Below are 17,275 nucleotides of genomic sequence, written 5' to 3'. Positions count from 1 at the left end.
GATTCAAGTGCGCCAACGGGTGGAAGGGGGCCACCCTCCGCCAGTACTCTCAGTTGCCCCGATCACAAGGACTTTGTCCCGCTGTCGCGAACGGTTAGGATCGCAACGCTGACTCAAACCTACACTGCACCCCCATGTTGCCATGCAGCGCCAACGCGAACACAGAGCATCGCTGGCTCTGGCGTGACCAGCCCATTCGCTACCAACAGTCGGGATCCACAGGCCCAGCCGTGTTGCTCATCCATGGCTTTGGGGCCAGCAGCGACCATTGGCGGAAAAATTTGCCGGAGCTGGGGCAGCACTGTCAGGTGTATGCGGTCGATTTGTTGGGGTTTGGGGGATCCGCCAAGCCCCTGCCGGGATCCCCTTTGCCCTACACCTTTGAGACCTGGGGATCCCTGGTGGCCGATTTTGTGCGGGAGGTGATGGGCCAGCCGGCCTACCTGGTGGGCAACTCGATTGGGGGCATCGTGGCTTTGCAGGCGGCGGTTCTGGATCCGGCCCAGGTTTTGGGGGTGGCGATGTTGGATCCCTCGCTGCGGCTGTTGCACGAGCGGAAACGAAAGCAGATCTCCTGGCTGCGCCGCCGGTTCACCCCTTTGCTTCAATCCCTGCTGGGGTGGCCTCCCTTCGGTCGTTTCTTCTTTGCTCAGGTGGCCCAGGCTAGGGCCATTCGCAATATCCTCCTCCAAGCCTACGGGCGCAAAGAAGCGGTTACCGAGGAGCTGATCCAGCTTTTGCTCAAACCCGCTTTGGAGCCGGGGGCGGCAGAGGTCTTTTTGGCCTTTGTGCGCTATTCTCAGGGGCCTTTGGCTGAAGATCTCTTGCCTCAGCTCACCTGTCCCGTCTTGATCTTGTGGGGGGAAGCGGATCCCTGGGAACCCATTGCTCTGGGGCGGGCCCTGGCAGAGTTTCCTTGCGTGGTGGGGTTCATCCCATTGCCGGGGGTCGGCCATTGCCCCCAGGATGAAGCCCCCGAGCTGGTCAACCCGCTGCTGTTGGACTGGATCCGGGATCCCACCCGAAAACCTGAGAAAGGACTCCATTCTCTCCCCCCAGAAGAGGGGAGCTAGGAAGCGGCGCAGCAAGAGCTTCCCTGGGCTCAAGGATGGCGCGGGCTGCCCTTGGAATTCTCATAATCTACGCCCGACCAAGGTGCTCCAGTTGATCCAGGTTGGGGCCGCTCAGCCGGAATGCCTGGCCAAACCCCTGGATGAAGCTGCCAGCTTTGGGGATGATCTGACAGAAGTGAAAATCCGCCAAGCCCAGGATCATCTCGGCAATCTCGTACTTGGCGCGGTAGAGGGCTTCAAACCCCTGCGCCTGCGCCTCCTCGCGGCTGAGAAACTGGGCTTCTCCGCTCACCATCACCCGCGGCAGGGCGTGGTTACTGCGGGGATCCCCTGGCGTAGGCGGCTCGTGGATGAGTAGCGCGGCCCGGGGATCCGCCCGCAAAGCCTGGGTGTGGCCAGAAAGATCGCTGATGACAATGGCAAAGCGCAAGGGATCCCGCTGCACCACAAAAGGCACCAACGACACCGCCGGGGATCCCTGCTCCAGCACCGCCAAGCTGGCCACCGGCTGGCCATCCAGCAGCATATTTAACTGTTCCAGCACCGACATGGTTGTCCTCCAGTCCCCTTGCTATTATCAGCTCCCCTGTACTGGGACAAGAGCCACAACCCTGCTTACAGGCTGTTCCTGGCCTGGTTGAACTCTGCCCGGCAGCTCGGAACATTGGGCGTCAACAACGTTGTAAATAAAACTTTACAATCCTATGCAAAGCGAGCTACGCTGGTGAAGAAAGCACAAGGAGAACCCTATGACCCGATATCGCTCCGTTGTCGTCGAAGAAGGTGGTCGGCTGAACAACTACGCCATCGAGCCGGAAATGTATGTGGACAGCACCCCCCGCGTGGGCTTCACCGAATATGCAGAGCGCTTGAACGGGCGTTTGGCAATGATCGGCTTTGTTGCCCTGATCCTGTTTGAAGCTCTGTCCGGTACCACCCTGCTCGGCTGGCTGCAATCCCTGGGCCGATAAGCCAAAGAACGCTTCCTAGGAAGAGGGCTGTCTCTAATCGCCGATTGACTGTTCGCGATAGTGGGACGGAGTTCTCACTTTGCTGCACAGTTCTCTACAACCTGATGTGCAAACGCTAGGCAGTTGTGCGAGTGTGCAGAGAGCGGGTGGTTAGGTTTATGTTTCTAGACCCCAGCTACCGTTTGAAATGTACCCCAAGCTCTGGGGGAACTAACGCCTGTGGAGACTCCTCTGGCGGGGTGGTAGGTCTAAAACCTACCGCTAGTCAAGGGTTGCTGAAGCAGGAAGAAAGCAACAGCGCTGAGCAAAAATCTGTTCTGTTCAGTGCTGTGTAGGTCTTTCAGAGCGGCATCTCCCAGTGCAGCTCAACATGGGTATGGCCTTCTGGGGTGCGGGTGCGATGCCAGGATCCCTTGGGTAGATAGCGGGCGATGGTGTTCATGGCCTTGCTGCCGTAGCCGCCGCTGAGGCCGGGAGCGTACTCGATGCCGTCATTGACCACAGAAAGGCAGCAGTGGCGATTCGTTTGGGCCAGCGACACTCTGACAAAGGAAGCATTGCCTTTGGGGGGTTGCACGTGGGCGATGACATTGCCGATGGCCTCTCGCAAGAAGCGCAAGATGTCTTCTCGCTGATCAAACCACTCACCGGTGTTGGGCTCCTGCAGCGGTTGCAGTTGCCGCTCTACAGATAGCGTTAGGCTGCCCGATTGGATCAGCTCGTCCAGATAGATCTCGATGCCGCGATGCAACCCCTCTCGCAAGCTGGGGGAGATGCGCAGCTTGGCAGCTAGGGTGCGCACATCGTTGAGCTGATTCCGGATCCCGCGTCCGATCCTCTCCAGTTGTTCGAGCAGGTGATCGTAGACGGCGGGGTCGGGCGACCTGCCTTGCTGCTGCTGCCATTGCAAGCTCTCCAAGTCGTCCATCACCACCTTCAACTCCTGCAGCTCCCGATCGTGAATGTCGGTGGCTACCCGGTAAAGCAACTTGCGGGCTTGGTCGATAGCTGCCTCCTGTTCGGCCCGACGCAGACGCTCCAATTCCTGCTGTTGGGCCAAGAGCCGCTCCTGATTCTCCACAATGATCAAAGTGAGCAGCAGGCTTACCCCCGTTAGCCCACTGGCCAAGGCTGGCAAGACGAGAGGCCAAACCCAACGCCACAGCAGAAACTGGGCCACAGCCCACCCTTCGTAAACGGCAAGCCCTACCATGGGTCGCAGGAGAAACTGCTGTTGCTTCCAGCCCCAATGGCTCAAAAGTGCTCCGCACCGCTGACGCGAACGTAGGGGGGGACGATAAAGCACCAAAAGCAGTCCCGTTCCCACTCCCAGCAGCAAAACCACCGCAGCCGCCACCCCCTCTGGCACAGATTGGTAGACCTCTCCGGTGAGCAGGCTGGAGAGGATTTGCGCCTGCAACTCCACCGCCGCAATCTGGGATCCATCCGCAGTCCGCACCGGGAAGGTCTCTGGATAGCCGCCCACAAAGCCCACCAGGACAATTTTGTCCCGCAATTGGTCGGCAACTTCGGGGTCAAGGGGAGGGATCCCTTCTTGGCCGCGGCAGGCTTGGCTGGGGTTGATCATCGGGGCAACAGACCCGGATCCTGCCTGGAGAACAGCTGGAGGGCAAACCCGTTCGATGGGGATGATGGGGATCCCGTGCTGGGAGCCGAGGGGGTTGAATTGAATCGGCTGCAAACCCCGTTCTCGAAACCAGCGGCTGGCCCGCTCCGGGTCGTATTTGGCAAAAGCCAGAGCCTCGACCGAGGCGAACATCTGCTCCTCTTGGCTGTCGCGGCGCAGGTAGAGCCCCCGCAGCTGGGCCTGGCGCAGGATCCCGGCACTGTCTACCCGATGTTGCACCACCCCCTGCACATGTTCTGGCGGCACCAAGTACTCCAGCCGCAGGGAAGAAAAGGGCAGGAAATGGTTGTAGATGTTAATCTCGGAGCGGCCAAAGCTCTCGCTGCTGCGGGTGGCCAAGACCAAGCGATCTGGGTAGCGCTGTACCACCTGACGTAGAGGGGCATCTAAGTTCTCGTTGCCCAGGTTTTGAGGTACCACAAAGCTGCTGGGCAGGTTCAGCACCACCACCCTGGCCTTGGCTTCTTCCAATAGACGCAACGTCAGGCCGGCGTAGTTGGCCCGTTCCAGAAGGAAGTCAACTTGATGTTGGCCAAGGTGCTCTGCACCACTGGTGCGTTCACGAAAGTGTTGCAGAGCGACATCATTGCTTTCCCCCTGGCTGCTGATATGACCGTCAATGCCAACGATCACCACCTCTGGAGAAGGCTGCTGGGGGCCACGCCAAGCGTACAGCCACTCCTGGGCGTCGCTCTCCATCCGCACCAACAAAGGATGCTGAGCGGAAAGGTTAAGCAGAGCAGCCCAACCCAAGCCCCAAGCCAAGGCCCAGCCCAGCCGTCGCCGGGAGGGGGATGGTCGAGCCGGAGAAGTAGGGCTTTGGCCAGCGAGCAAGTGGGGGATAGAATCCGGCATACTGCAAAGTGCTCCGCAACCCCGACGCGAACGGCACTGCAGACGCGGAGCTAGTTGCCATTCTGGCAGCTGCCGAGGCCCCCGTTGCTGGGGGAAAACCGCAGCCTCAGTGGTGATGGTTGCGCACCCGCGCTGCTTCCTCAGGGCTAATGCCGAGGCGAGTGAGGTTGATGCGGCCTTTGTGATCGATGCTGCGCACCTTGACCACCACCTCATCTTCCACAGCCACCTCGTCTTCCACCCTGCCGACGCGGTACTCCGCCAGTTGCGAAATGTGGATCATGCCCTCTTTGCCGGGCAAAAACTCCACAAAAGCGCCGATGGGGATGATGCGGGTCACCTTGCCCAAATACACTTGCCCCTCTTCCACCCGCCGCACCAGATTTTCGATCATCGCCCGCGCCGCCTCCGCCTGGCCGCCCACCGAGGAAGACACGGTGATTGTGCCGTCGTCGCTGATGTCCACCTTGGCCCCTGTCGCTTCGGTGATGCCGCGCACGGTCTTGCCACCGGGGCCGATGATCTTGCCGATGTCCTCCGGATCCACCTTGAACGTGAGCAGACGGGGAGCCGTTTTGGCCAACTGGGGTCGAGGGGCGGCAATGGTCTCCAGCATCTTGTCGAGGATGAACTCGCGCCCGGCCTTGGCTTGCCGAATGGCCTGCTCCACCACGTCAACGGTGATGCCGGTGATTTTCATGTCCATTTGCAAAGCAGTGATCCCCGCCCGCGTACCGGCCACCTTGAAGTCCATGTCCCCCAGAAAGTCCTCGATCCCCTGGATGTCGGTGAGGATGCGCACCTCGTCCCCCTCCTTAATAAGGCCCATGGCCACCCCGCTGACCGGCGCTTTGATCGGCACCCCGGCATCCATCAGAGAAAGGGTAGAGCCACAGACGGATCCCATCGAGGTGGAACCATTGGAGGAGAGCACTTCCGACACCACCCTCACCACGTAGGGAAACTCCTCTTCCTTGGGCAGCACCGGCACCAAGGCCCGCTCCGCCAGCGCCCCATGACCGATCTCCCGCCGTCCCGGGGAGCGTGAAGGCCGCGTTTCTCCCACCGAAAAGCCCGGAAAATTGTAGTGGTGCATGTAGCGCTTCTCATCCACCGGGTGCAAGTCGTCCAGCTCCTGGGCATCGCCGGGGGTGCCGAGGGTGGTAATGGAAAGGACTTGGGTGAGGCCGCGATTGAACAGGGCACTGCCGTGCACCCTTGGGATCAAACCCACCCGGCAAGAGACCGGTCGCACCTCGTCCAGCTTGCGCCCATCCACCCGCACCCCCTCTTGCAGGATTTGCTGGCGCATCAGCTTCTTGAGCAGAGCCTTGAACTGGTTGTCCAACTCTTTGGGGTTTTCCAGAAGATAGAGCCGCAAGGGATCCCCCTCTGGCCGTTCCTGGATTTGGGCCTCCAGCTTGGCCTTGAGCTCCTCCAGTTGCTGTTCCCGGCTGGTCTTGTCCAAAAACTGCCTGAGAATGGAGCGAATGCCCTCCTGAGCCTGCTCTTCTACAAAGGCAATCAGCTCCTCGTTTTTGGGGGGAGGGGGCAGCTCTACCGGGGTGATGTTGAGATCCGCCAGGACTTGCTGTTGGGCTTTGAGCAGCTCCTGGATGGCCTCAAAACCAAACTCGATGGCCTCCACCACATCCTTTTCCGGCAGTTGGTTGGCCCCGGCTTCCACCATGATCACGCCATCGGCACAGCCGGCCACCACCAAATCCAGATCGCCCGCCTCAATTTCGGCATAAGTGGGGTTGAGGATAAATTCATCCTTGACCAAGCCCACCCGCACCGCCGCCACCGGGCCGTTGAAGGGGATGCGAGCACCGTGAATGGCCAACGAGGCTCCCAAAATACACAACACATCGGGCGGCACCGTATCATCTACAGAGAGGGTGGTGGCCACCACCTGCACATCATCCCGCAGCCATTCTGGGAACAACGGACGAATGGGTCGGTCTATTAAGCGAGAGATCAAAGTGGCCCGTTCCGGTGGCCGGCCTTCTCGCCGCAGATATCCCCCTGGGATCCGCCCCGCTGCGTAGAGGCGCTCTTCGTAATCGACCAACAAGGGCATAAAATCAACGCCAGGCCGGCCTGGCTGCCGTGTGGCGGTAACCAAAATCGAGGTTTCGCCCGAAGTCAGCCAAACCCCACACCCTGCCTGGGGGGCCATCAGCCCAATATTGATGTCAATTTCCCGCCCATAAAAGGAAATCGACCGAGTGTATTCTGCCATGTAACGCTTCGCCTTCTTTTTTTCTTGCCGCTATCGTAGCATTCTCCTTTTGCTCCTTTTCAGCCCCCGCTGACCGGAGGGATCAGAACGACTTCGTCTCCCGCCGATAGGGGAGTGTCGGCAGCTACAAAATTGAGGTTGAGACCGAAGCGCGTTTGGGAGCGCCAAGGAGCCAAGCTGGGGTAGCGCTGGATCAGTTGATCGCACAGTTGCCCGACGGTGGTACCGGGGCTCACCTGCAGGCACATTTCAGTTTGTCCGATCACTTCTTGATAGATGGCAAAGAGCTTCAGCGTGATGGAAAAAAGCTCATCGGGGGCTGGATTTTGGGCAGCAACCATCGACAGTGCTCCCACCTGCTTTGAACGATCTTGTGGACAATCTTGGGCAATCTTTGGCCGGTTTGTCCACCAGAATCCTCTACCCATATCCTGGCCATCAGGGATCCCTACAGCCACAGAAAAATCGGCTCCGGGGAAAAGATGCCGTCTTTCAGATTCCGGTGAACTGTTCTTCTGGCTCTGGCCGGGGATCCGGGGCAAGGCTAGGGTAGGTCAAAAGCTTGCTTTGCAGTTTGCAGCCAACCGGTTTCTGTGCTGATGCTAGAGCCACTGACCCCCTCCCAAATCAGGGCCTACTTGGATCGGATCGGCTACGTTGGCTCCACCCAGCCCACCCTGCAAACCCTCCGCCAGATCCACCGAGCCCACCTGCTGCGGGTGCCGTTTGAAAATCTGGACATTCATCGGGGTCGCGCCATTCGCCTGGAGCGGGATCCCCTGTTTCACAAGATTGTCCGGGAGCGGCGGGGTGGGTTTTGCTTCGAGCTGAACAGCCTGCTGGCCGCTGCCTTGCAGGGAATGGGGTTTTCGGTACACCTGCTCTCAGGACAGGTGAGCCGCGCCGTTCGCGCTACTCCGACGGAGTCCGATGTCCGCTTTGGACCTGAGTGCGACCACTTGGCTGTGCAGGTGAACATTGGCGATACAGCCTGGCTGGCAGATGTGGGGTATGGGGAGGCCTTTCGCGAACCGCTGCGGCTGGGGGATCCTGGGGTTCAAGCCCAGGCTGAAGGACGCTACCGCCTCACCCCTTGGCCAGGGGATCCCACTGCTTGCCGTTATTGGCTCATTCAGCAGGAACAGCCGGATCGCACCTGGAAAACTCTATTTCTTCTGGATCGGATCCCACGCTCCCTGCAGGAGTTCGAGCCCATGTGCCACTTTCACCAAACTTCGCCAGAATCGATGTTTACCCGGCTGCGCCTTTGCACCCTGGCCACTCCGACCGGACGGGTCACCCTCACCGCCCGCGCCAATGGCTCTTTTAAGTGGATCGAGACCACCCCAGAAGGCCGCTGGGAACGCCCTCTCAGGGATGAGAAAGAGTATGAACAACTGCTCGCCTGCGCCTTCGGGATCTGCCTTCCCCCATCTCCTGCCGCCGCTGGGGATCCCAGGGGAAAGGTTGCAAGACCCAAGCCCAATGACGTCTCAACAGAGCCCACCCAAATCTTCCCCAAACAAGGCTAGAACCCCTGCCAGTTAATGTCCCAGTTAATGTCAGAATAATGAGGTAGTGTTTCGTTATCCCAGTAACCGTTATGGATGCTGCCGCGGTCGCCGGGTTTGATGGCCAAGCTTTGGATCATGTACTCATTTTCGACACCACCCTGCGAGACGGGGAGCAGTGCCCCGGCGCCACCCTCAACACCGAAGAGAAGCTGGCCATTGCCCGGCAGTTGGCCCGGCTGGGCGTCGATATCATCGAAGCGGGGTTTGCCTATGCCAGCCCCGGTGACTTCGAGGCTGTGCAGAAAGTGGCCGAGCAGGTGGGAACGCCCGATGGCCCCGTGATTTGCAGCCTGGCCCGCGCCCTCAAGCCGGACATTGAGGCAGCCGCTGCAGCCCTAAAGCCCGCTGCCAAGCCCCGCATCCACACCTTCATCTCCACCTCCGACATTCACCTGAAGTATCAGTTGCGCAAAACCCGCGCTGAGGTGCTGCAAATTGCCGAAGAGATGGTGGCCTACGCCAAGTCCTTCGTGGAGGATGTGGAGTTTTCCATGATGGATGCCACCCGCTCTGACCCAGAGTTCCTATACCAGGTCATCGAGGCGGCCATTCGGGCGGGGGCTACAACCATCAACATCCCCGATACCGTCGGCTACGTCATGCCGGAGGAGTTCGGCCAACTGATCAAGGGCATCCGCGAGAACGTGCCCAACATCAAGCAAGCGATCCTTTCCGTGCATGGCCACGACGATCTGGGGGTTTCGGTGGCCAACTTCTTGGAAGCGATCAAGCAGGGCGCCCGTCAGGTGGAAGTGACGGTCAACGGCATTGGTGAGCGGGCCGGCAACACAGCCCTGGAAGAGTTGGTGATGGCCCTGCACGTGCGGCGCAGCTACTTCAACCCCTACTTCGGCCTGCCGGTGGACTCCGAGAAGCCCCTCACCCACATCAAAACTCAGGAGATCTATCGCACCTCGCGCCTCGTCTCCAACCTCACCGGCATGTTGGTGCAGCCCAACAAGGCTATCGTCGGCTCCAACGCCTTTGCCCACGAATCTGGCATCCACCAGGACGGCATGTTGAAGAACCGCCAGACCTATGAGATCATGGATGCCCAGACCATCGGCCTGCAATCGAGCACCTTGGTGTTGGGCAAGCACTCGGGCCGCAACGCCTTTCGCACCCGCCTCAAAGAACTGGGGTTCGAGCTGTCAGAGCAGGATCTGAACAAGGCCTTCTTGCGCTTCAAAGAGCTGGCTGACAAGAAAAAAGAAATCTCCGACCTGGATCTGGAAGCGATTGTTAACGACGAAACTCGCCCGGTGCCCGAACTCTACCGCCTGGAGCATGTCCAAGTGGTGTGTGGCAATCGAGAGACTCCCACTGCCACGGTGCGCCTGGTAACCCCGGAAGGGGAAGAGCGGGTGGACGCTGCTGTGGGCACAGGCCCGGTGGATGCGGTGTACAAGGCCATCAACCGCATCGTCAATATCCCCAACAAGTTAATCGAGTTTTCTGTCCAATCGGTTACTGCCGGCATCGACGCCATTGGGGAAGTCACCATCCGCCTGCGCCACGAAGACCGCATCTTTTCCGGCCATGCCGCCAACACCGACATCATCGTCGCTTCGGCCCAAGCCTACATGAATGCCCTCAACAAGCTCTACTCTGCGCTGCACGCGGCACGCTCGACGGCTGACCAGCGCGAGGCTGCTGCCCAGAAGATCTGAGGGAAGGGTTAGGGAATCCCAGTCGTTTCCAACAAAGCTGGGATCCTTCGCTGCTGACCCTCACCCCCAGCCCCTCTCCTCTTGGGGAAGAAGGGAGCCCACGCTCAACCTAACCCTGTTGCAAATGACCCTATGGGCTGGCCGAAGGGATCCCATCCGCAAACACCCGCCCGATCACTTCCTCGATGGGCGGGTCGGTTACCGTTAGATCCAGCACCTCCAGCTCTGCCAAGAGCTTGGCCACCGTTTGGGTGAGCTGCTCCCGCTGCACCCACAGCCGCGCCTCACAGCTGCCCGGATCCCCGTCCGTGCGCACCTCTCCATAGAGCTGCAGTTGGGCCACAGGGCAAGGGCGAGCCAATTTCAACCTCACCTCTCGGTAGGGGGCAAAGCGCTCCAGCAATGCCTCGAGGTCGCCATCGTACATGAGCTGCCCCGCGTTGATGACCAGCACCCGTTGGCACAGCGCAGTAATATCGGCCATGTAATGGCTGGTCAACAGCACCGTTGCTCCATAGCGGCGGTTGTAATCCCGCAGAAATTGCCGCACGCCGGCCTGGGCGTTGCCATCCCACCCCAAGGTGGGCTCGTCCAAAAACAAGATCTGCGGGCGGTGCAACAGAGCCGCCAACAGCTCCGCCTTCATCCGCTCCCCCAGCGAGAGCTTGCGCACCGGTTGCTTCAGCTTGCTTTCTAGGTCGAGCAGCTCTGCCAGCTCCCCCACCCGCTCCCGAAACTCCTTCTCAGGGATCTCGTAAACGGCAGCGTTGATGCGCAAAGAGTCCATTGCCGGCAGATCCCAAATGAGCTGCTGCTTCTGCCCCATCACCAGGGTGATCTGCCGCAAAAACGCCGGCTCCCGGCGGTAAGGCACATGGCCGACCACCTGCACCGTGCCGCCGGACGGATAGATCAAACCAGTCAACATCTTGAGGGTAGTGGTCTTGCCCGCCCCGTTGGGCCCCAAAAATCCCACCATCTCCCCCGGCTGAACTTGAAAGCTCACGGACTGCACTGCCGGGATGTGGCGATAGGTGCGGCGAAAAAAGTGGCGCAGGGTGCCAACCACTCCGGGATCCTTGACGGCCACCGGGTAAACCTTGCTCAGGTTGTGGGCAGCGATGATTGGCTCCAACCGGGTCGGCACATCAGTTGACATCTGTCCTTACCCCCACGAAATAGCCAGACCCGCTACCCCAACCCCAAGAGCAAATCTTCTGGAGCTGGGCATACCGGATCTGGAGAGGGCTATTCTCAGTATCTGAGGGAAAGGAACGACTGGATAGGGGAACTACAACAGTCCTACATCCATCCCGGGCTTACCCGTGGCCAGCTCCACCTTCAGGATGCGGCCACCCGATTTCTGGATGCGCTGCTGCTCCCGAAACCAGTTGTCGTAGGGCACCAGCTTGGTGAAGTAGGTATTTTGCAGCTCCCGCTGAGTGCGAATCCGGGTTTGGCTGGGCACACAGGCCGTGATCTTAAACATGCGCATGATATGGGATCCCCGCTCAACAACAAAATGGGCTATCTTGACCAGCAAAACAGGCGACTCACCCCAGAAAGCTCGCGTACTTCAGCTAGCACACCAGATCCCTGTGGCAAATCGCCCGCCGTGCTCGTTGAAGAATGCACCTCCCCTGAGGCAATGACGCCGGGAGTTAGCTCAGGCCAGAGCAGATGTAATCGAAGTACACCCCCATTTCCTTGCCGGCCTCAGCACCCACCAGAGCGGCAGTTACCTCTTTCATGGCTTGGATGGCCTGGATGGTTGCCCCAATGGGCACTCCCAGGGAATTGTAGGTCTCCTTGAGCCCGTTCAGCACCCGCTCGTCCAGAATGGAGGGATCCCCGGCCAGCATGGCGTAGGTGGCGTAGCGCAGGTAGTAGTCCATGTCGCGGATGCAGGCAGCATAGCGACGGGTGGTGTACATGTTGCCGCCAGGACGGGTGAGATCAGAGTACAGCAACGCCTTGGCAGCAGCATCCTTGACGATGGTGGAGGCATTGGCCGCGATGGTGGCAGCCGCCCGCACCCGCAGCTCGCCTGTGGCGAAGAAAGCTTTCAACTTCTCCATGGCCGAGCTGTCCAGATACTTGCCTTGAACATCGTAGCTGTTGATTACAGCAGTAATTGCGTCTTGCATGATGAGCTTCCTAAATCCAAATCGACGAACAGCAAAGGGTTGTGCGGCAAAAACAATGAGGGATTAGCTCATTGCCCCCACCACAAAGTCGAAGTAGTAGCCGGCTTCAGCCGCATCGTCAGGAGAGAGCAGACCCATGGCCACCTGCTTCATTTGACGAATGCTCTCGGCCACCGCCGGAATGGGTGTGCCCAGGGAGTTGTACATCTCGCGAACACCCACCAGGCCGATCTCTTCGATTGGGGTGACATCGCCGGCAATGACACCATAGGTGATCAGGCGCAGGTAGTAGTCCATATCCCGCAGGCAAGTCGCCGTCATCTCTTCCCCGTAGGCATTGCCCCCCGGAGAGACAATGTCAGGGCGCTTCTGGAAGAGCTGGTCGGCAGCTTGTTTGACGATGCGCTCACGAGACTCGGTCAAGACTTGAGCAATGCGCAACCGCTTCTCGCCCGAGGTGACAAAGGACTTGATCCGATCCAGTTCCCCCGGGCTGAGGTAGCGGGCCTCCGCGTCCGCGTTCACAATCGATTTCGTAACAACACTCATGGATATCCATCCTCAAGTCGATTTTTTAAAGAGTATGACGAGCATACCCGCAAGCTATTTTCCGATATGCTTGCCGTCTGCCATCTCAGATCTTCACACTTCTTAAAATCTCTCCCAGAAAAGGGCCGTCCCGCTGGCGCGACCAGTGTTGCGTAGGTCTTTCAGAGCGGACAGTCTCATTCCCGCCCCGATGGGACAGTTCCTTCCCCAAAGTCCGGCAAGAGAGGGATACAATCTTAACGTTAGAATAAAGGAGAATGAAGGTTGAGTTGCCAGGGGATCCCTGCAGGCTTGACTTAAGACATGCGTTGAGGTTGCGATGACGGATGCCTCTGGGTCAGAACGATTGAAGCGAGCGAAAAGCATTTCTGAGGGTACGCCCTCATCTCTTCCGGATCACCTGATCCGGGCCACGGCGGCAGAAGGCAAAATTCGGGTGGTGGGCTTGGTGTCTACCCAGGCGGTACAAGAGGCACGGGAACGGCACAAGCTGTCCTATGTCGCGACGGTGGCTCTGGGGCGGGCCATGAGTGCAGCCCTGTTGCTAGCGGCCAACCTGAAGCGGCGCCAGGCGCGGATTAACCTGCAACTGAAAGGAAATGGCCCCTTGGGCAACATCTGGGTAGATGCCGGCTTGGATGGCACGGTACGCGGGTATGTGAGCAACCCCGCCATTGAGCTTCCCCTCACTGCCGAGAGCAAGTTGGATGTGGGCCAAGCCGTTGGTCGCTATGGCTACCTCCATGTGCTGCGGGATCTGGGGTATGGCCAGCCTTACACCAGCGCGGTGGAGCTGGTTTCGGGAGAGGTGGGAGACGACATCACCTACTACCTCTCCTCCTCAGAGCAGATTCCCTCGGCAGTCCTTCTGGGAGTAAATCTCGACTCACAGCGGGTACGCGCCGCCGGCGGAGTGTTGTTGCAGCTGATGCCAGGGGCGCCGGCCAGTCTGATCCCAGAGATGGAAGCCCGTTTGGCCAAAGTGGAAGAATTTAGCCCGATGTTGGCTGGTGGCGGCGGCTTGCGGGAGCTGTTGCAAATCTGCCTGGGCGACTTGGATCTGAAAATTGCGCCGGAAATGCGCACCATCCGCTTCTACTGCAAGTGCAATTCCGACCGGGTGAAGGGGGCTCTGCGCATGTTGGGGCGGGACGAATTGCTCGATATGATCCACACCGATAAGGGGGCAGAGGCAGTTTGCCACTTTTGCAACGAGGTTTATCGCATCTCAGAGGATGAGCTGCGCTCGATTGTGGCGGAGATGTCGGCCACCCCCTGATGGCACAATGATGGCTAACTACGGGATCCTCATTGTTTTCTGACACCTCTCGATGTTGTCTGAGCCCCCGGTTGAGTTGGTTGAATTATCGGTTGTTGTCCCCTGCAAAAATGAGGCGGACAACCTGGAACACCTGTTCGAACGCCTGCAACTTACCTTGGAGCCGCTGGGGATCCCCTACGAGATTATCTGCGTCAACGATGGCAGCCAAGACAACACGCTGGAAAAGCTCATTGCCTTCCATCGTCGGGATCCCCGTATCAAAGTGGTGAACCTTTCCCGTTGCTATGGCAAGGAGATCGCCCTTACTGCCGGCCTCGATCACGCCTCTGGCAACGCTGTCGTTCCCATCGATGCCGACTTGCAAGATCCGCCGGAGCTGATCCCGGAGATGCTGCAGCAGTGGCGGCAGGGCTATCAGGTGGTTTATGCGGTGCGTCGCAGCCGCCGCGGGGAGAGCTGGCTAAAACGCTTTACAGCCAACGGCTTCTATTGGTTGATTGATCAACTCAGCCAGGTGCGGATCCCGCGCAATACGGGGGATTTTCGACTGCTGGATCGGCAGGTGGTGGAGGCAGTTAAACAGCTGCGAGAGCGCACCCGCTTTATGAAAGGGATCTTTGCCTGGGTGGGCTACCGGCAAACGGCCATTTTTTACGATCGCGCCCCCCGCTTTCGCGGCAAAACCCAGTGGAACTACTGGCGGCTGTGGAACCTAGCCATAGAAGGCATCACCTCTTTTAGCTCTTGGCCGTTGCGGGTGTGGAGCTACATAGGGTTGGCGATCTCGGTTCCAGCCTTTTTGTATGGCCTTTTTCTCATCATCCGCACCTTGCTCTTTGGCTCCGATGTACCTGGCTATGCCTCTTTAGCGGTGATGATCTTGTTTTTGGGCGGGATCCAGCTGATCAGCTTGGGCGTGATTGGCGAGTATTTAGGCCGCGTTTTTGAAGAAGTGAAAGGCCGCCCCCTCTACCTGGTCGATGGCACCTTTGGGTTTGAGACCCCACGACCTTCCCCTGCCCTAGATTCAGTACCTACGCAAAAGCTAGGATGAAAAGTCATCTTTCAGAGTTTTGGATCCCGAGGCAACATAACTTTGGTACTCGCGTATAAAGATATCTTTCATCTCTTCTGGAGATAGCTGGATCCCTTGGATTTTGGCGCGGGCGATGGCCTTCATCAGCTCGATATAGGCCAGGCCCAGAGAGAGAGTGAGGGTGGCTGCCGTAGTGGATTGGATAGCGCTGCCTACAATCCCCGGGCCGGGAATCATCTTCAGCAAGTTGGACACAATCGTTCGCCCGATTGCTGTTGTAATTGTAGTGCCTGCCAAAGCGGCTATCAAAGAGTAGTAAAAAGAAGGGGAAGCCTCGAAGCCAAAAATAAAGCTGATATTGGCAATCATGCCTGCTTGGGCTGTAACCAACAGGGGGGCATCTGCAAAGGGAAGGGGCACTGCCCCGATAAACGCTGCACTGGCCACATAGCCTGATACGTACTTAAAGGCAGCCTCGGCTTTGAGATCCACCCGCAGCAATTGCTGGCGGATAAAGGCAAGGCGAGCCACTTCCGGCAAAAGCTCTAGCGTGCAGCCAATTAGGTGCTCCAGCCCGTGGGCAGGAATGGTAATTTGCCGGTTAATCGCCTTGTTGCGGGCCAAAACGGGAACAATGTAGCGGACAGGCAAATTTTGATGCTGCAAATACCGGAAAAACTCGCTCTCTTCAGGATTGGGATATTCCAAGCATTGGGTTAAGACCAAGATGACGGGAACGTCTTTGAGTTCCAACTCCTTTAGCCATTTGCGTTCAACTTCCTCCAACCGCTTCAGTTCGTGGTGGAGGCAGTACCAAACAACATGGATGTGATGTTCAGGATCCTTAAAGCGCAGCTCCTCGATAAGCTGGGAAACCTCCAGGCGAACTTGCTGACTCTGTTCACCGTCTAGTTCCATGCCAGGTGTATCGTAGATGGTGATTGGGCAACCTGGCTTGGAATACTGACGAATGTGGCGGGTGACGGGGCTGCCAACACCGGTACGGGCCAGCTCATCTCTAAACACTGCATTGATCAAGGTGCTCTTGCCCACCCCGCTTTTGCCAATGACCAGGATGTTGCAGTGGCCCAACTCTGTCTGCGCCTCTAGGAGGTCCTTCTGTAGTATCTGAGACACCGAATTCCAGAAAGACTTAAAGGCTTCTGGCTTCTCGAGAGATTCAGAAGCTTCTGGGATGCCTCGGGCACGGTCAACAATTTGGCGGGTTAGGTCAGTCAGTTTCTCTAAGAAGGATGGGCTTTTCTGAGACATGCTTCTTGCTTCTTCCCCTAAGGCCGATAGCCCCACAAAGGTAGTTCAGGGCGGATCCTACTGCCAAGTTTCTTCCGATACCGGAGACTGACCTAGCCAAGAGCCAATCTGTCTGCGCCCTGATCCCACTCCAAAGGGATCCGCAACAACGGGTTTATTGAGAGTTATTCACAAGAGCCATTTTCTGCACTATGCTAGATTTGGAGGCAAACACCCAGGGATCCCAGGCCCGTTGTGGCGGGCGCTCTAGGATTCACAGCTCCTTTTAACTTGTGCTGGAGAGTTTTATGTCCGAAACTTCAACCCTGCGCCAGTCTTTCAACAGCGTGCGCGACAATCCTGTCTTGCTTGGCACTGAGATAACCCAGCCGGTTTGCGAGGGGATGAACGCCCTGCTGGCCAGCTTCCAGGGGCTGTACTTGCAGTACCAGAAGCATCACTTCGTGGTAGAAGGCACTGAGTTCTATCCGCTGCACCAACTCTTCAAAGATCACTACGAGCAGGCGAGGGAGCATGTCCACGACCTGGGAGAACGCCTAGAAGGGCTGGGAGGTGTGCCGGTAGCCAGCTTTGCCACCTTGGCCCAGCTTTGCTGCTTTACCCCTGAGCCGGATGGAGCTTTTGGGGCGCGGCAAATGTTGATGAACGACCTGGCGGCAGAGCAGGCCATCATCGATCTGCTGCGGCGACAGGCAGCCCAGGCGGAGAGCCTTGGGGATCGGGCCACCCGCTACCTCTACGAGCAGATCCTGTTGAAGACAGAGGATCGCGCCTTCCATCTCCATCACTTCCTGGCCAACGACAGCCTGGTGTTCGGCTTGATGAACGGCAGAGCCTAGCCAGAAGGTCCACAGGTGGGCTTGAGCCTGCCTAGCTTCCGGCCTCTGGCTTTTTTTTGAAAGGCTATTGAGAATTTGTTTCATCTCTTCACTATTCTTTACTCTGAGGTGCTG

Annotated in this window: 16 protein-coding genes; 7 read left to right on the top strand and 9 right to left on the bottom strand. The window is 58.4% G+C overall.

Annotated elements, in window-relative coordinates; all coding sequences use genetic code 11:
* Window positions 1-134 precede the first annotated feature (134 nt).
* On the top strand, window positions 135-1,073 hold the full coding sequence (locus NW805_RS08910) for an alpha/beta fold hydrolase (RefSeq protein WP_414422282.1): 939 nt from the start codon (window positions 135-137) through the stop codon (window positions 1,071-1,073).
* A 67-nt stretch (window positions 1,074-1,140) separates the two neighbouring features.
* Here the strand turns inward: NW805_RS08910 and NW805_RS08905 are convergent, their stop codons facing one another.
* Window positions 1,141-1,623: a pyridoxamine 5'-phosphate oxidase family protein gene (locus NW805_RS08905; RefSeq protein WP_414422281.1), complete on the bottom strand. Its 483-nt coding sequence runs from the start codon at window positions 1,621-1,623 to the stop codon at window positions 1,141-1,143.
* Between the two features lie 199 nt (window positions 1,624-1,822).
* Between NW805_RS08905 and NW805_RS08900 the strand changes: the two genes are divergently transcribed.
* Window positions 1,823-2,044, top strand: coding sequence for a high light inducible protein (locus tag NW805_RS08900; protein WP_414349692.1), 222 nt, complete (start codon window positions 1,823-1,825; stop codon window positions 2,042-2,044).
* A gap of 340 nt (window positions 2,045-2,384) precedes the next feature.
* Here the strand turns inward: NW805_RS08900 and NW805_RS08895 are convergent, their stop codons facing one another.
* The 3 genes from NW805_RS08895 to NW805_RS08885 form a co-directional block, all read right to left on the bottom strand.
* Entirely contained in the window at window positions 2,385-4,547 is a 2,163-nt protein-coding gene (locus NW805_RS08895; RefSeq protein ID WP_414422280.1) for a CHASE2 domain-containing protein, read from the bottom strand.
* A 106-nt stretch (window positions 4,548-4,653) separates the two neighbouring features.
* Entirely contained in the window at window positions 4,654-6,792 is a 2,139-nt protein-coding gene (locus tag NW805_RS08890) for a polyribonucleotide nucleotidyltransferase (RefSeq protein ID WP_011433060.1), read from the bottom strand.
* 59 nt (window positions 6,793-6,851) lie between these two features.
* Window positions 6,852-7,133: a MoaD/ThiS family protein gene (locus NW805_RS08885; RefSeq protein WP_414408120.1), complete on the bottom strand. Its 282-nt coding sequence runs from the start codon at window positions 7,131-7,133 to the stop codon at window positions 6,852-6,854.
* 258 nt (window positions 7,134-7,391) lie between these two features.
* On the opposite strand from NW805_RS08885, the gene NW805_RS08880 reads away from it, so the two are divergent.
* Complete coding sequence (locus tag NW805_RS08880) at window positions 7,392-8,324, top strand: arylamine N-acetyltransferase family protein (protein ID WP_414422279.1); 933 nt, start codon at window positions 7,392-7,394, stop codon at window positions 8,322-8,324.
* A gap of 71 nt (window positions 8,325-8,395) precedes the next feature.
* Window positions 8,396-10,036, top strand: coding sequence for a 2-isopropylmalate synthase (locus tag NW805_RS08875; RefSeq protein WP_414422278.1), 1,641 nt, complete (start codon window positions 8,396-8,398; stop codon window positions 10,034-10,036).
* A gap of 130 nt (window positions 10,037-10,166) precedes the next feature.
* Here the strand turns inward: NW805_RS08875 and NW805_RS08870 are convergent, their stop codons facing one another.
* The 4 genes from NW805_RS08870 to NW805_RS08855 form a co-directional block, all read right to left on the bottom strand.
* Entirely contained in the window at window positions 10,167-11,195 is a 1,029-nt protein-coding gene (locus tag NW805_RS08870; protein WP_414422277.1) for an ABC transporter ATP-binding protein, read from the bottom strand.
* 132 nt (window positions 11,196-11,327) lie between these two features.
* The gene (locus NW805_RS08865) at window positions 11,328-11,531 is read right to left on the bottom strand and encodes a phycobilisome linker polypeptide (protein WP_414373364.1); all 204 of its coding nucleotides are present in this window, start codon (window positions 11,529-11,531) and stop codon (window positions 11,328-11,330) included.
* Between the two features lie 166 nt (window positions 11,532-11,697).
* A complete protein-coding gene (gene apcB, locus NW805_RS08860; protein ID WP_011433054.1) occupies window positions 11,698-12,183 on the bottom strand; it encodes an allophycocyanin subunit beta in 486 nt (161 codons plus the stop codon).
* Between the two features lie 63 nt (window positions 12,184-12,246).
* Window positions 12,247-12,732, bottom strand: coding sequence for an allophycocyanin (locus NW805_RS08855; RefSeq protein WP_414382175.1), 486 nt, complete (start codon window positions 12,730-12,732; stop codon window positions 12,247-12,249).
* Between the two features lie 319 nt (window positions 12,733-13,051).
* Between NW805_RS08855 and hslO the strand changes: the two genes are divergently transcribed.
* Both hslO and NW805_RS08845 read left to right on the top strand, forming a co-directional pair.
* The gene (gene hslO / locus NW805_RS08850; RefSeq protein ID WP_414422276.1) at window positions 13,052-14,011 is read left to right on the top strand and encodes an Hsp33 family molecular chaperone HslO; all 960 of its coding nucleotides are present in this window, start codon (window positions 13,052-13,054) and stop codon (window positions 14,009-14,011) included.
* A gap of 52 nt (window positions 14,012-14,063) precedes the next feature.
* Window positions 14,064-15,068, top strand: coding sequence for a glycosyltransferase family 2 protein (locus tag NW805_RS08845; RefSeq protein ID WP_414382178.1), 1,005 nt, complete (start codon window positions 14,064-14,066; stop codon window positions 15,066-15,068).
* Here the strand turns inward: NW805_RS08845 and NW805_RS08840 are convergent.
* Complete coding sequence (locus tag NW805_RS08840) at window positions 15,060-16,187, bottom strand: YcjF family protein (protein WP_414422275.1); 1,128 nt, start codon at window positions 16,185-16,187, stop codon at window positions 15,060-15,062. The genes NW805_RS08845 and NW805_RS08840 overlap by 9 nt on opposite strands.
* A 422-nt stretch (window positions 16,188-16,609) precedes the next feature.
* On the opposite strand from NW805_RS08840, the gene NW805_RS08835 reads away from it, so the two are divergent.
* Window positions 16,610-17,161: a Dps family protein gene (locus NW805_RS08835; protein WP_414343201.1), complete on the top strand. Its 552-nt coding sequence runs from the start codon at window positions 16,610-16,612 to the stop codon at window positions 17,159-17,161.
* Window positions 17,162-17,275: the final 114 nt, after the last annotated feature.

This window comes from Synechococcus sp. W60.1 (genome assembly GCF_047461575.1).
GTDB lineage: Bacteria > Cyanobacteriota > Cyanobacteriia > Thermostichales > Thermostichaceae > Thermostichus.
This window is presented reverse-complemented; position numbering and strand designations above follow the sequence as displayed.